Origin of the sequence: Pontibacillus chungwhensis, assembly GCF_030166655.1 — a bacterium.
In the GTDB taxonomy this organism is placed as follows: domain Bacteria; phylum Bacillota; class Bacilli; order Bacillales; family BH030062; genus Pontibacillus.
In genome coordinates, this window is the sequence record NZ_CP126446.1 from 2,137,445 (window position 1) to 2,152,138 (window position 14,694).

A 14,694-nucleotide genomic window follows, 5' to 3' on the forward strand; every position below is an offset into this window, starting at 1 on the left:
TAGAGAAAACCTCCATTACTAATTTCTAATATGTTACTTTTATTAAGTAATAAAAAATCACATATTAGAAAAAGTACTAATGTGAATTAATACTCTTTCTAATATGTGAATCGGAGTATCTTTCAAATCGTAACTCATTACTTATCTTATGGTTCTAATGATGTCTTTATGCATTCGAGTTATATTCTGTTGTCTTCTTCATTAATTTCATGATACTCCCTTCCTCACCATAAGTCAAGCGAATAAGTGGAACCATTTCATTTTATTTCTTTTATAGCGGGAATGAGGCTTGTACCAGCATCATTCCCGCAAAACTTGCTATTCACTTAGACGTAGGAATTCCTCTACATCAGCTACACATAATTTAATCGCATTTTCCCAGAATTCGGGCTGTTCAAGATCAACATTAAGGTGCTTCTTCGCAAGATCTTCCACCCTCATACTCCCTGTATCTTTCAATAAATCAATATATTTCTCTTCAAAATCGCTCCCTTCTTCTAAAGCCTTCGCATAAATCCCAAGGCTAAATAGGTATCCAAATGTGTAAGGGAAGTTGTAAAACGGAACACCTGTAATGTGAAAATGAAGTTTTGAGGCCCACATGTGAGGATCATACTCTCCAAGAGCGTCGCAGAAGGCTTCTTTTTGAGCTTCTTCCATTAATGTGTTCAGTCTTTCAACTGATACAAGTCCCTCTTTCCGTTCATCATAAAATCTGGTTTCAAATAAGAAGCGGGCATGAATGTTCATAAAGAAAGCAACGCTTCGATTCACTTTATCTTCTAAAAGAGAAAGTCGCTCTTGATCCGTTTCTGCATTTTTAACAGCAGCATCCGCGACAATCATCTCAGCAAAGGTGGAAGCTGTTTCAGCTACGTTCATAGCATATCGTTGATTTAAAGGGTGTACATCATCCATAACATGCTGATGGAATGCATGACCAAGTTCGTGCGCTAACGTAGCTACGTTTGATGCTGTCCCTGAATATGTCATAAAAATACGGGTTTGTTTACTGTCAGGGAAGCTAGTACAAAATCCACCTGGACGCTTACCGCTCCGATCTTCAGCTTCGATCCATCGCTTTTCGAAGGCCATCTCTGCAAAAGAAGCCATTTTTGGACCAAATTGGTTAAATTGATCGACGATAAATTTTGCCCCTTCATCATACGTGACCGTCTTTTCATCATTCGTTATCGGAGCACCTACATCATACCAGTTTAGTTTCTCTAGGCCGAGTAAATGAGCCTTTCGTTCAAGGTACTTCACGAATGTTCCTTTATATTTCGTGATAGAAGACCACATTGTATCTAGTGTTTTTTCACTCATGCGGTTAATGTCTAGTGGTTCTTTCAGCACATGGTCCCAGCCCCTGTGTTTATATGTCTGCAGTCGAAAACCAGATAAGTGATTAATAGTTTCTCCAAATAGGTCTTGTTGGTCTGTCCAAGCATTTTGTAGTTTATGAAACACCGTTTGTCGGACATTACGGTCGGCTGCACTTAATTTATTGGAAGCCTGGCCCACAGACAAGTTGTGAGTTTCACCGTTTTCTTCTACCTCAACACTCATTTTCCCTACGATGGTGTTGTACATTTGTCCCCAAGCATGATATCCATCAATACTTAAGTCGTTAATAATAGCTTCTTGTTCAAGAGGTAAATTTTCGTTAGCTCTCTTTCTCTTTTCATTCAAAACATATTCGAGACTATTTAGCTGAGATGAGGTTAATAACTCTTCCCAAACATCTTCCTGGACTTCTGCTAGCTTTTGGTCCATTTGTGTCATGGAAGTTGAGAATCGAGCCCCCAATTGGCTAACTTGAGCTCTTAGGAGGCCGGCTTTTTTATCATCAACATTTTGTGCAGACAAACAACTAATAAAAGCGCCACTTTCTCTCATTTGTTTCGTTACGGTTTCTAGGTGTTTAATAACATCCACTAATGGCTCAACTTCTTGAGCCGTCTTAGGGCTTCTAAAGTTGTCTACCTTTGATGATAATTCATTAAGGTTTTCATTCAGAGTATGTAAGTATTGTTTGAAGGCCTCTGAATCACTCCCGCCTTCAAAAATTATATCTAAATCCCAAGTTAAGTCATAAGACGTTTTGGTCATTTCTTTTCCTCCTTTATTATTTCGCAACTCTAAGTATATTAAATTTTCAAACAACTTTCTACAATTTAATCTCTTTAATGGAATATTTCCTATTAAAGACCCCTTTCTTTTATAAGAAAAGCCTAAAAAAGAGAAAAACCCTTATAAAAAGGGTTTTTCTCTTTTATATAAATATGGCTTCTAAGGAAGGCTCTCCATTTGCATATCCTACAGCTACTGCGTTATAAACATTATTCCCTTCTAATGAGACCCCGGGGATTGTTAAAACCACTTGTTTAGTGCCAGCAGGTCTTACTTCCAGATCAACTTGAGTTGGAGGTAAAGTTACGTAGTTGGTGGCTTCTTTAAAGCCAACATTCGGAAACAGAACATCCCCTCCTTTAACCGCTATATCAACTCGCGGGGCATCTGGAGACAAATGTATAAAGCGTGCTTTTGCTTGACCCTGAACGGATGTCGTGTCATCAACGTATGGGACTAGCGTTAGTTCTTCCACATTTCCAGCAGCGGCAACTGTATAAGCTTGCCCTGGCTCTACCCTTATATCTTTCGTCAGTACCGCTTCAGTTTTACCGGTTGGGGTAATTTTAATACGGTAATCTCCTGCCATGACAGGAACGTATTGACTGACCTGTTTGAAAGCTACGTTTTGCAAAAGTTTTTGTCCATTTACATATACGTCTACATTTGGCGCATTGGGTGAAGCATGTAGTACCCTTATATAAGACATCGTTTGTTGATTTGATTGTGATTGTTGGCTTCTTTGCTCTTCAGCAGTACGGTGCATTCCTGTTAATTGGCGCATACATTCATAATGTTTCATGTAGTACATCATATGTTTATTAGGATCTATATATTTGTAGTAATTTGAAAGCAATTCATACATGGATGCATTTTGAATAAGGCTTTGTTCATACTGACTATATTGGTATGGATTCATATTTAGTTTCCCCCTTGTATATCCACCTTCACTAATGCCTATGTGAAATAGTTCCCAAACATGACTTTAAATTGACATTTAAACAGTGAACAAGCCTCATTATAAGAGGATGTATTTTACAAGAGACTTTGTGGTATGATACAGTCTAACAGAATTGAATTTTCAGCAAGGGAGATGTTCTTTTGACATTCAAGAAAAAACTGGCCACATTGCTATCTGGCCTTGTCCTTTCCGTAGGAATCGTAGGGTGCTCTAGTAGCGACGAAGGCTCTAATGATAATGACTCTAAAGATACTGAAACGACAGAAGAAACTCAAGATAACGAAAAGAAAGAAGAAAAAAGTTCTGAAAACAATGACAAAAAAGCTGAAGGTGACGTTGCTGCCGTTGTTAACGGGAAAGAAATTCCAATGTCTCGCCTAAATGATTCTATTGAGCAACAGAAGCAAATGGCGAAACAACAAGGGATGGAACTTAAAGATGAGCAGTTAAATCAAATGAAAGATTCTATTTTAACTCAGCTTATTAATTTAGAAATCGTGAAACAAGAGGCTGAAGCTTCAGATGTAAGTGTGTCTGATGAAGAAGTTCAAAAAGACCTTGATAACCTTATCAAGCAAAATGGTGGAGAAGAGCAGTTTAACAAGCTTTTAGAACAAGAAGAAATTTCTAAAGAAGAAGTTAAAGACCAACTTCGCACGCAAATGATGATTGACAAATTTGTTACTGAAAACACTGAAGAAGTAAAAGTAACAGACGAAGAAATCCAAAAACAATACGATAAAATAGCTGAAAGTAGCGAAGGAAGCGAACAAGAAGTTCCGGAGCTAAAAGAAGTAAAAGATCAAATTAAAAATTCTATTAAAAAACAAAAACAACGTGAACAAGAGAAAAAGCTTGTTGATAAACTGAAAAAAGATGCTGAAATCGAAAAGAAAGTATAATAAAAAAAGGCAGCCTACAATGGCTGCCTTTTTTTGGTGCAATCTTTGGTATGCTACCTTACTAAAGAATAGATTGTTCAATCTGTTCCTTTGTATTCTTTAATACATCAAGATTGACGTCGTCTTTAAGTGAGTTCATTAATCCTTCGTAGTATTCTTCAATGCTTCTCTTCACTTTCTCCTGGTAAGCTTCTGTGGCTCTATCCCATTCTGAAAGATAATAACGAATCATAGACTCAGTATTTGCGGTGATAGCGGTATCTATTTTCGGTTTTATATTTCCATACAGAACGTCTTTCATTTGTTCTTTTTCATTTTGTTCGAAGAACGTTTTCGTGTTCTTAAACATACCAAGAGCACGTTCGACTTCTTTATCTTTAACCGTGATTGTAAGATGTTTCTGGATCGACGGGGTATCAATCTTCCCATCATCTAAATAAGGAAATGAAATAGATGCAATATCTCGATTACATTTCTCTTCAAGATCTTCTTTCCATTCTTTCGCTATGCTGTTTGTAAAAGTTTCTAGCCGAATCGTTACAGCCCTTAACTCCTGAAGAAGTTCATGTTCCATAGTTTCTTTTAATTGATTAAAGCTTTTCTCTAAAGCTGCTTTTGCTTCTTTGCCACTGCCTTTTATAACTGCAGGGTTAAATGATTGTTTGAATAAATCAGAGAAGGCTAAGGATAGGCGCTCTTGAACATAATAGGTTTGTTTCGTAATCTTGTTTTCAATACTTTTTCGGTAACGGACTTTCTCAGAATGATTAATTTGAGTTAAAAGATCATCCTTTTCTCTTTGGTATTGGTTTTTCTTCTCTTCTTTTTCTCTTTGGTCTAATGAAGCGGTACGAATATATTGCTCAATCGTATTCTTTGCACGTTCCATGTCAGAAAAAGCAGCATTAATAAGCAGTGTCACGAGTTCTTGATTGATGAATTCTTGGAAGGATACCTCAAAATCATGAATCCCTGATTCCCCGGTTACGGTTTCCATTTTTGTTTCTCCTGATTGCTCTTCAAGCGCCATTTTACTAGAAACCGGGAATAAACGCGGCATACGAATTCCGTACTGAAGTAATTGTTCCTTCACATAATCCGTTACGAGATTAAGTTCATCTTTCGTTTTCGCAAGATCAGCAGCATTTACAATAAAGAACATCTTATCCATACTAAAAGCATCCTTCACTCGACCTAGCTGAAGAAGAAAGTCGCGGTCTGCACCAGAAAAGGCATGATTATAATAGGTTACAAACAGTATGGCATCCGCTTCCTTAATATACTCGAAAGAAGTTTCCGTATGACGCGCGTTCACAGAGTCAGCTCCTGGTGTGTCCACCAATGTAATCCCTTCTCTTGTGATATTGCAATCATAATACAATTCCATCCATTCTATGAAGCAAGACCTTTCTTCATTTGCGACAAATTCTTTAAATTCATCGATCCCAACTTCCAGAGTTCCTCCAAAGTGATTCTTCATGTATGTGTACCCATTCACTACAGCATGGAGGAAAGACCATCTTTTTTGATCGGGTGTAATGAAAGAGATTCGACTATGGTCTTCTTCTATCCAATCCACCAATTGTTCAATTGTTTGGAATTGATCGCTATACTGATCCGTTGCGTAAGATAAGTCCTCTTTCAAATCTGAGTTTTCTTTTACTTTGACACGAACGCTTCCATGCGGAAAGTGTTCTGATACCGGGAGGATCTTATTTATGGTTGCTGTTGTAGGATTAGGAGAAACGGGTAATACACCTTCCCCTAATAAAGCATTGGCAAACGAAGATTTCCCAGCTGAAAATGCCCCAAATAAAGCCACAGTATAATGTCTGGACTGAAGTCGCTGTTTTCTCTCCACTAAATCTTGCTGCAATGTTTCGAATCCGGGTAATGGCTGTAATGCTTCCGATGTTTCGTTTAGTCGTTTCATGGTTTCCTCTACTGTATAGTCCATTTCTTGCTGAGCGCTTAAGTTCTCTTCGATTGATTGAACCTTCTCCTTATTTGCAACTTCTTTTGCAGGGAGCTTTACATTTTTGCGTACCTGCTGCTCTTGTTTAAATAAAGCTGCAGTCGCATCATCGAGCGCACCCTCTAGGTCCCGGTTGCCAGTTTGGATTTCCTTGAGGTTTTTATTCTTGTTGTGAATATCTTCTTCAATGGAATTTAGCTTCTCTTTATAGTACGTAAATTGTTCTTTAGAGGCCTGTTCTGCTTTAAGCTCTTCAAGTTGATACTCTTTTTCCTTATCTAAATATCCTGAAGCATCCTCCCACAACTTGAGTGCCTCGCTTTTTGCGAGTCGCTTTATTTCTCTAGATACATCTTCTGAGTATTGGAGAACATAATCCCCTCCGGATCCTGCTCCTTTTTGTATAGCATCTTGAAGCACCTGAGACGAAAAAGAGAAGGAGAAATTCTCAAAACGTTGCAATATGGCCTCGTCCGTTATATTATACGATTTTGCTGTTTCCACGAGCGCTTTTCTTACAGGCCACTCTAGCTTTGCCTTAGCCTGTTCAGACAGATCGACATGAAATTGTTCCAACCTTAGTTTCTGGGCTTCCTCAGTTTTTGCTTTTGTGAAGAAAACCCCCACTTTAAAACCTGATTGTTGAGATTCAATAAAGGAACGAGCTTTTTCCCTTACCTCATAAGGCATTAGGGTTGCATTACGTAAGGACTGATCAATCCTCTCTCGCAAAGAGTCCTCTGCCTTATCTGGAAGAGCTTCTGCTTCAGTGATTTCCTCCGTCAAAGAGGTTTGATTTTTATCACTATTGTACGTATTGATTAAGTTAGTAAGGGACTCTCGCTCTTCTCTTGTATTTTCATTTTGCAGTTGAATGTACTCTTTAATTAGTGTATCCATGGAATGAGTTATAGTTTGTTGTATGAAAGAACCTTTCTCTTCCATTAAATTTTCCAATGTGGCTCTTACCATTTCAAATTGATTATTAGAATGTTCAGGACTGATGAGAGTTGTGAAATATACAGCCTCAGCTTCAATACCCCAATTACGTAGAGACTCATAAACACTATCTTTGAATGATGAAAAATTTAGTTCAGCTTCGTCGTGTTTATCAATTTGATTCACTACAATATAAAGGGGCTTCCCTCTTTCTTGCATTTCAGATAAAAAAGCTAAATTCACCTCAGATTGAACGTGATTATAGTCCATCACATAAAACAGTGCGTCAACAATATGAAGAGCTGATTCGGTCATGATCCGGTCAGCATCATTGGATGAATCGATCCCAGGAGTATCCAGTATGCTAACATTTTCAGGTAAATGAGAGTCTTTTTTCGCCAATTCTAGTTCTTTAATTGAATCGCCGTCTTTGCAAAACTGTTGAATCCGTTCTATATCATATGGTTCAAGGTATTCAACCGGATCTTCTTCATTAAAGTAAACACGCGCATACCCCTCCCCCTTTTTCACTTTAACAAGGTTGGCGCTGGTCGGAATTGGACTTGAGGGCAAAAGTTCCTCACCAAGAAGTGTATTAATCATCGTTGATTTACCTGCCGAGAAATGACCAGCAAATCCAATAACAAGTTCTTGGTTTTGCTGCTTTTCTAATAAATCAAGCGCTTTCTTTGCAGTTACGTGCGCTTCATACATCATAAATTGTTTATATAGACTAGCTAATGGGTGTAACGAATCTTGGTACTGTTCTGTTGTCATGATTCCGGTAACTCCTTTACTAAGCTGATCTTTCTTCATTGTACTTAAAGCGGTCCTCTTTTGACAGTCTTAACATGATTTTAACATCTCTTCCATTTCTGTTCACGCAAAAAAGCCAGGTATACACCACATCATCAAGGATGCACCCGGCTCCAATACTAAAACAATTGAAAAAACGAGCTAATCAATCACTAAAAAAGTTCGCAAAATTAAATCAAATGCTAGTTCAAAAGGTAAATGTTTGTTCAGTCGTAAAGCCCCCGTTTTAGCAAGCTCTTCCGCAATGGTTATGGCTTCAGGATATTGGTATTTCATATCTTCCACAAAAAATAATTTGTCAGGGTTATGTTCGATGTCAAAAACCGCATTTAAGATGATAGATACTTCTTCAATACTTGCTACAGGGCCTTCTACTCTTATTTGCTTACGACTAAGATAAGGGGTGGCGCCTAAAAGATTCTCACTTCCCCCATAGGTATCTTTAGCCGCATATTTTAAGTTCTTTATACCTGACATATACAACGCACTCATGCAGAGCGGGCAAGGTTCAAGTGTGGAATAAAGAGTGTAAGGAGCCCGATATGTATGTACTCGGTTATCGATTTGTAAGAGTGCATTTATTTCTGCATGAGCAATTTCATTACAACTAATACATTCACCTGCTAGCTGTGAATGGACAGCACACTTTCCTGTTGAAATGATTTCTCCTTTCTCGTTTGTAATTAAAGCAGCAATTGGCTTGGATCCTTCTTTATAGGAGTCCCAGGCTAGTTCAAAGCAAAGCTTCCATTCCTTGGATAGTTCATTCCAAAACATAAACTCCCCCCTTTTTATTATCTAGTAAGTATTTTGACTAAATAGGTCTAATATCCTGCCCCCATTCACAAATATCGGCGCAGGGCTTTTATCATGACCTCTTCCATTTTCAGGCCAATGTCTTCAGACTCCTGTTGATATCGTTTTACAATATTAGTTGGAAGATCAATTGTAACCGTAGAAATACCTGACAGCAGCAGAGCCTGACCTGTTAGGCGGTTATAATCAATTTCTCCTTTCTCTTTATAACGAAGCAAGAGGTGATACTCTTCTTCTGTAATGTTCAATTCTCCTAATCGACAGCGAACATAATAATCTCCAAGATTTGTTTCATAGATCTGTATGTTCCTTTTCCCAAGTTGGTGAATCATTTTGTATAACAAGTCATAAACCGGGTGATCCATGTTACGCGGAATGGGTATGGATAATTCTGCAAACCCTTTGTATTTTATATAATTTCTATCTGGCCAATCCCCCTCACCTTGTATGGATTCCCTTATATGGATCTCTTTCCCATTATTCATCAAAACTTTAAGAGGCGATGTGCTTATAACCCGCGCCATGACGCCGTTCACACGGATTTTATCAAAAATACGGACTTCTCGCGAAATTAGTTGCACCTTAGCCCCATAATCCCCTTCTCGATTCGACACAGTTCGTTCCTGTAAGCGGTCTTTAAATCGTTCAATTTCTTCCAATTTAAAGAACCGTCTCTTTTGTTTCCCGATCACTTTAATAAAACTTTGTACGTCCCCTTTTTTCACAAACTGCATTAAGTACTGAGGTGTAATGCCCGCGCGTTTCGCTGCATCCTTAACACTCAAGCCATTCGCTTCATCCATTCGTTGAATAGCGTAGATCTCTTCTTCCTTAAATCGATAACCACCATCTCTTTTGTAAGTATCTGGATTCACAGGCATGATTCGCTCTTGCTGAATCATGTATCGAACTTGCCTCTCTGATTTATGTAATTTTTTGGCTACTTGCTCAATTGATAGATACATCTAATCGCTCCCTCTCTAACAAAAATATAAAATACTAATCTAATCCATTATAATTTATGTTTTTGTTATTGAATATAGAATAATAAGCAATTTTTCTAGGTTTATTACAATATCATATGTTATGGTTTAGATAGAAACTTTTGGTTTTGTAATTCTATTATAGAGGGAGAATATTATGAATAATCAAATAACCATACATTCCATGCAACAGATTACATCTCAACACATCGATTGGAGTTCTCCTGATTTGTACCATAAAATTATTCAAATCGGATTTAGGGATATTCCCTGGCAAGACGTTCCGGATGAATTACTTCTTTATTTATTTCTACATGATGATCCTACACTCGGTTCTCGTCGTAAAACCTCTACGCTTAAGGAGTACTTCCGTGATATTCGTCAGTTTATTGAGTACATACGAGAGCAAGGCCATACGATTCAAACTATTCACCATGAAGATTTAGGACGTTTTCAACTGCACTTAGAAAGCCTCTCTTATCGCCCAACCACGCTACGTCGCAAAAGTACAGTTGTAAGTCAATTCTTATCTTATTTACATAATCGGGATATCGTAAACAATGATCTTACAAAAAGTATGAAACGAATATCCGTAAAGAAAGAACAACTTGTAAATAGAGACTTTTATGAGGAAGAAGTTGAAGAGCTTCTGAAATACTTCCAAAAGAACGATTTTTACATGTATACAATGTTGTATACATTGGTTTCGACTGGACTCCGTATTCAAGAATTTACAGAAGCTAAGTGGTCGGAAATTTTCTATCAGCCTGATGTTGGACTTCATTTTGTTTCTGTTATTGGGAAACGAAGCAAGTTGCGGGAGGTTCCTCTATTTGATGAGGTCCTAGAGGTAATTAGTGAGTTCAGAATGAGGCGAGGTTTTTCCGGGACGTTGGATGGTGATGAAACCCCTTTATTCCCTAAACCAAACGGTGAACACTATAACTTCAAATACTTAAGTAATGAATTTACAAAACAGATCGAAAGGCTACGACATGTATTTCCATTTATACAACAACGCTTAGATCGCCAAGAACGTTATGCCAAAACATCAAATCCAATTAAATTCAAAATCACTCCACATACGTGCAGGCATTATACAGCTGCTTATTATTTATCCAAAGGTGCTGATTTAAAAGCCATTCAAGATTTACTTGATCATGAATCTTCTTCTACAACAGACAATTACCTACGTCGCAAGCGGAAATTCAAGGATCATGCCGCTGTTAAGATAGGCGGTCATTTTATGAAATAATTTTTTCTATAAACAAAAAGCGCCCAGCATAAGCTAGGCGCTTTTTTAACGAAAGGTGATAAAGGTTGTAATCCTATAAAGGAAGGTCCCTTTTCTTAAAGATCCAAATTGAAGCACTAAGAGTGATCAATCCAATAATGATTAAACCTATATAAGAATAGACAGAAGCTGACCCACTTCTTAATATGTCACTTGCCTGGAAGAACGAGAAAATGGAAGCGTACTCTAACCAACTTAATTTCTCCGTTAATTTTGCAACGATATCAAACCCATACATAAGAAAGATTACAAAGGATGCTAACCCCAAAGCCCTTTTTTCGTCATTGAAAGAACAGGACAAAAGAAAATTAATGCTTCCAATAGCAAAAAACAACAAGGTACCCAGTAGATTGACTTCTATGAATGCTTGAACATCCATTTGATTGGTGCTCAAAATTAAACTATTTTGCCCCCATAAACCGGTAACTGTTGTAACGATCATTATAACAAGTAAACCAGTAAGGAATACCGAAAACTGAATAAGAGCTACTTTCGTTCTTGAAAAAGGTGTAGCCAGTAAATAAGCCATAGAGCCACGGTCTATAAACTGAGCGATTAATTGATTTGTAATTGTAATACTATAAATCGATAAGATGATAATATAAATCATCTCATAGTATTTGCTCGATAAAAACTCTCCAAGACTTCCCATTCCAGCTTCTAAACCAAAGGCCTGTATGAAACCAGCAGGCATACTTGATATTAATTCATTCATAACATCCATTTTATCTGCAAATGTGGGGAAGATCCAAATAATTAAGAGCATATAAAGGGCTGATATAAAAGAAAAGGCTGTAATACTCATTAAATGGAGTCGCAACATTCTTAAATATAGACTCATTGTTCATCCCCCTTCAAGTCGGAAGGTGTATGGTTTTGATCATAAATATCCATAAAAACTTCTTCGAGGGTTTGAGTTTCTACCTCCATATTGGTGACGGAACGCCCTTGAAGGGAAGCTATGAAAGCTTCATACGTTCCCTTTATCGGAATTACGATTCGATTGCCGGACCTGCTTTCTACTTGATCAGGGTAGTGATCTGCATAAGCGCATGCTTCTTGTTCATCTTTAAACGCAACTTCAATTTTCTTTGTCTGCAAAGAACGCAGGTCTCTCATAGAATCTGTCCGAACGATTTTCCCTTCTTTAATGATGGATGCTCGATTGCATGTACGCTCTACTTCAGGGAAATAGTGCGAGCTCATTAAAATGGTTTTTCCTCTACCTTGTTCTTCACCCAACAAATCCAGGAACTCCTTTTGCATAAATGGGTCAAGCCCCGATGTTGGTTCATCTAATATATAAAGAGAAGGATCGTGCATAAATGCGGCCACGATCCCCACCTTCTGCTTCATCCCTTTCGACATTTTGCGAATCTGAACGGATGGATCAAATTGAAAACGATCGATCAGTGCATCCTTTCTTGAGGTACCTCTGAATCCCTTCATCTCTTCTAGCATATTAAGAAAATCATTCCCTTTCATCTTCTCAATAAGGGCAATTTCACCAGGAAGGTAACCAACAAATTTCTGTATGGTAGAAGTATCTTTCCAACAGTCGTATTTAGAAATGAAGAGTTTTCCATTATCAGGCTTCATAAATCCCATCAGTTGTCGTATTGTTGTAGATTTACCAGCACCATTAGGACCGAGAAAACCAAATATATCTCCTTCCTCTACTGTAAATGAAACATCAAAGATTCCTTTACCATTAGAGAACGTTTTTGTAACGTTTTCAACAAAAATCATACTAATCCCCCAATCTTATGCACCCTGTTACTTATCACAATCGTAAGCTTCCCCTCTTAGTCTGTCAATTTAATCTTGTGTAGAATGTATAGGTTTTGAGTAAAGGAACATACTAACACTAACAACAAGTTAAAGGATGGAAGAAATGACCTCGAATCATACATCGATTGTTTATCGTCCCCTTGTATATGATGGACAACTTAAAACATACATTGGCAGCCCGAATGCTTACCATACTTCCGTAGAAGCAATTATTGAAGCGATGAATTTTGCAGACCTTTACAATGATGATATGTATGACGGTGCTATAGTATGGCAGGATTCAGAAGTTACAAGAGCCTCTAACAATAACTTACGCGTATTAAGTGGATCACTAAAAGATGATGGTGCTCCAACATTTTTTATAGAAATTAAACAGCTTCTAAATAAAGGATCCATTCAAGTTTCCGAGAAATCACGAGCCAAACCCGTCGCTCGAGAACGTAATCAAGCAATGGCTATGCGTGTAGGAGAAGAAATTGACTTAATGGATTATCCTATAAATGAATAAATAACTATCCAGATAAAAATGTTTGAAAATTTAGTAGATATTAATATATTCACCTTTATCTTTGAATTTTTGTTATCATGTTTGTTTGGTTTTTATATTTTTTATTGTTCGGAGTTGCTACTAAGTATTAGTTGGTTCATTGCGCTCAAGTTTGCTCGTACCTCATACGCTTTATAGAAACTTAAAAATCCACCCTAAAGGGTGGATTTTTTTTATCTCGGTTTGGCAACAATTCCATTGTGAACTTTTATATATCCGTGTTGTTTTATATCAAAGCCATTTTCATATACGTACAATCCCATTTGTTCTATTGTCATTAGTTCACGGTACGTATGATTCATCACATCTGCCATAACGTTATAGTAAAGCTTAGAACGTAACTGCTTCCTTGGTGTCGTCATAATTGCATACCCATTAGGTTTTAAAAATTTCCGATGCCATTCCATGACTTCAGGCTTGTAGGCATCAGGAAAATGTTCTAATAAGCCTACAGATAAAACGATATCAAATTCCTTTCCATATGGCAGATTCCTGATATCATCGACTACATAATCGATTGTGAAATCATCTTTATAATAAACTTTCTGATGGCCTGTTGATTGATTTTCCCCTAAAAAAGGATACGTTTTCGGGAATTCTTCAAAACGAGTACTCTTGCAATATTCATCGTAATCAACCATAGTAATCTCAGCACCAGGATACATTGCTGCAAGCTGCATGGCCTCATAGCCTTCAGCTGCCCCGAGAAATAAAATCCGCGGCTTAGAAATGTCTAAACCTTCAAATAGAGCTCTTTTTCCTCTCGGATCCCACACTCCATCTTGTATTCGGTGAGCATAATTCCATAATTGTATTTTAGCTAGTTCTCCTATGGTCTTTCTAATTTGATTAGGGTTAAAGGTTTTTAGACTTGCTATGAATGCTTGCTTCTGCTCTTTCATCTCTGTGGGAACATCCTTAATAAACCATTCATGAAACGCTTTGTTAAAGTACTTCCATGATGTGAATGGTCTTATTTCCTTCCCTTTTTCTTTTTCATACAATAGCCGATCACTGGAATACTTTTTTACTTCAAATGGTCTTCCTACTTCCTTCCAGCTCACCATTGCCCAATTGTTAATTCGATTCATTTTAACAAACTTGTTATACTCTTTTTCATTATAGTTTCTAAGATCTACTCTATAACTAGGAAGTATATCTGTTCTTCCCAAATCATTTTCAGAATAAGGCTTCTTGTCTTTTGGTAGGTCTAATGTATTCTCCATCATTTTGTCCCCTCTCCATAAACTGAATTTGTCTCATTATAACCGATTTTGAAAGCGCTTCCAATTGTTTGTTGAACGATTTGTTTTTTTATTATTCGGAGTTACTACTAAGTATGATAAAGTTACCATGATTAATCATACTTAGATCATTGGCACCTATTATTGTCAGAAATTTCTTCATATACACAATTAGCTTTTTGATAATTCTCCAAGTATTTGATAACGTCAAAAACGTGGCAAAGTTATCAAAATAGCTTCCCCACGTTTTAAATTTAATTCTTTTAGCTTTCCTTCCTGTGTTAGAGCTCTTA

At 37.3% G+C, this 14,694-nt stretch carries 11 protein-coding genes; 3 read left to right on the plus strand and 8 right to left on the minus strand.

Going from position 1 to position 14,694, the window contains the following annotated elements; translation table 11 throughout:
• Positions 1 to 318 precede the first annotated feature (318 nt).
• Positions 319 to 2,112, minus strand: coding sequence for a M3 family oligoendopeptidase (locus QNI29_RS11015; protein ID WP_231416531.1), 1,794 nt, complete (start codon positions 2,110 to 2,112; stop codon positions 319 to 321).
• A 163-nt stretch (positions 2,113 to 2,275) separates the two neighbouring features.
• Complete coding sequence (locus QNI29_RS11020) at positions 2,276 to 3,052, minus strand: DUF4397 domain-containing protein (protein ID WP_231416532.1); 777 nt, start codon at positions 3,050 to 3,052, stop codon at positions 2,276 to 2,278.
• 182 nt (positions 3,053 to 3,234) lie between these two features.
• On the opposite strand from QNI29_RS11020, the gene QNI29_RS11025 reads away from it, so the two are divergent.
• Entirely contained in the window at positions 3,235 to 3,996 is a 762-nt protein-coding gene (locus tag QNI29_RS11025; protein WP_231416533.1) for a SurA N-terminal domain-containing protein, read from the plus strand.
• Positions 3,997 to 4,057: 61 nt separating this feature from the next.
• Here QNI29_RS11025 and QNI29_RS11030 read toward each other — a convergent pair whose 3' ends face one another.
• The 3 genes from QNI29_RS11030 to QNI29_RS11040 all read right to left on the minus strand — a co-directional run bounded on the left by QNI29_RS11030 (position 4,058) and on the right by QNI29_RS11040 (position 9,507).
• Positions 4,058 to 7,726: a dynamin family protein gene (locus tag QNI29_RS11030; RefSeq protein ID WP_231416534.1), complete on the minus strand. Its 3,669-nt coding sequence runs from the start codon at positions 7,724 to 7,726 to the stop codon at positions 4,058 to 4,060.
• Positions 7,727 to 7,867: 141 nt separating this feature from the next.
• Positions 7,868 to 8,503, minus strand: a complete 636-nt coding sequence (locus tag QNI29_RS11035) for a nucleoside deaminase (protein WP_231416535.1) — start codon at positions 8,501 to 8,503, stop codon at positions 7,868 to 7,870.
• 65 nt (positions 8,504 to 8,568) lie between these two features.
• Positions 8,569 to 9,507: a helix-turn-helix domain-containing protein gene (locus QNI29_RS11040; protein WP_231416536.1), complete on the minus strand. Its 939-nt coding sequence runs from the start codon at positions 9,505 to 9,507 to the stop codon at positions 8,569 to 8,571.
• Positions 9,508 to 9,682: 175 nt separating this feature from the next.
• Here QNI29_RS11040 and QNI29_RS11045 point away from each other — a divergent pair, with 175 nt between their 5' ends.
• Positions 9,683 to 10,780 carry a tyrosine-type recombinase/integrase gene (locus tag QNI29_RS11045; RefSeq protein WP_231416537.1) on the plus strand — a complete coding sequence of 366 codons (1,098 nt, stop codon included), beginning with the start codon at positions 9,683 to 9,685 and terminating at the stop codon, positions 10,778 to 10,780.
• 73 nt (positions 10,781 to 10,853) lie between these two features.
• Here the strand turns inward: QNI29_RS11045 and QNI29_RS11050 are convergent, their stop codons facing one another.
• Both QNI29_RS11050 and QNI29_RS11055 read right to left on the minus strand, forming a co-directional pair.
• On the minus strand, positions 10,854 to 11,660 hold the full coding sequence (locus tag QNI29_RS11050; RefSeq protein ID WP_231416538.1) for a DUF2705 family protein: 807 nt from the start codon (positions 11,658 to 11,660) through the stop codon (positions 10,854 to 10,856).
• Positions 11,657 to 12,568 carry an ABC transporter ATP-binding protein gene (locus tag QNI29_RS11055; protein WP_231416539.1) on the minus strand — a complete coding sequence of 304 codons (912 nt, stop codon included), beginning with the start codon at positions 12,566 to 12,568 and terminating at the stop codon, positions 11,657 to 11,659. The genes QNI29_RS11050 and QNI29_RS11055 overlap by 4 nt, the downstream gene beginning before the upstream one ends.
• A 145-nt stretch (positions 12,569 to 12,713) precedes the next feature.
• Between QNI29_RS11055 and QNI29_RS11060 the strand changes: the two genes are divergently transcribed.
• Entirely contained in the window at positions 12,714 to 13,118 is a 405-nt protein-coding gene (locus QNI29_RS11060) for a hypothetical protein (protein ID WP_231416540.1), read from the plus strand.
• Positions 13,119 to 13,330: 212 nt separating this feature from the next.
• Here QNI29_RS11060 and QNI29_RS11065 read toward each other — a convergent pair whose 3' ends face one another.
• Positions 13,331 to 14,386: a class I SAM-dependent methyltransferase gene (locus tag QNI29_RS11065; protein ID WP_231416541.1), complete on the minus strand. Its 1,056-nt coding sequence runs from the start codon at positions 14,384 to 14,386 to the stop codon at positions 13,331 to 13,333.
• Positions 14,387 to 14,694 lie beyond the last annotated feature (308 nt).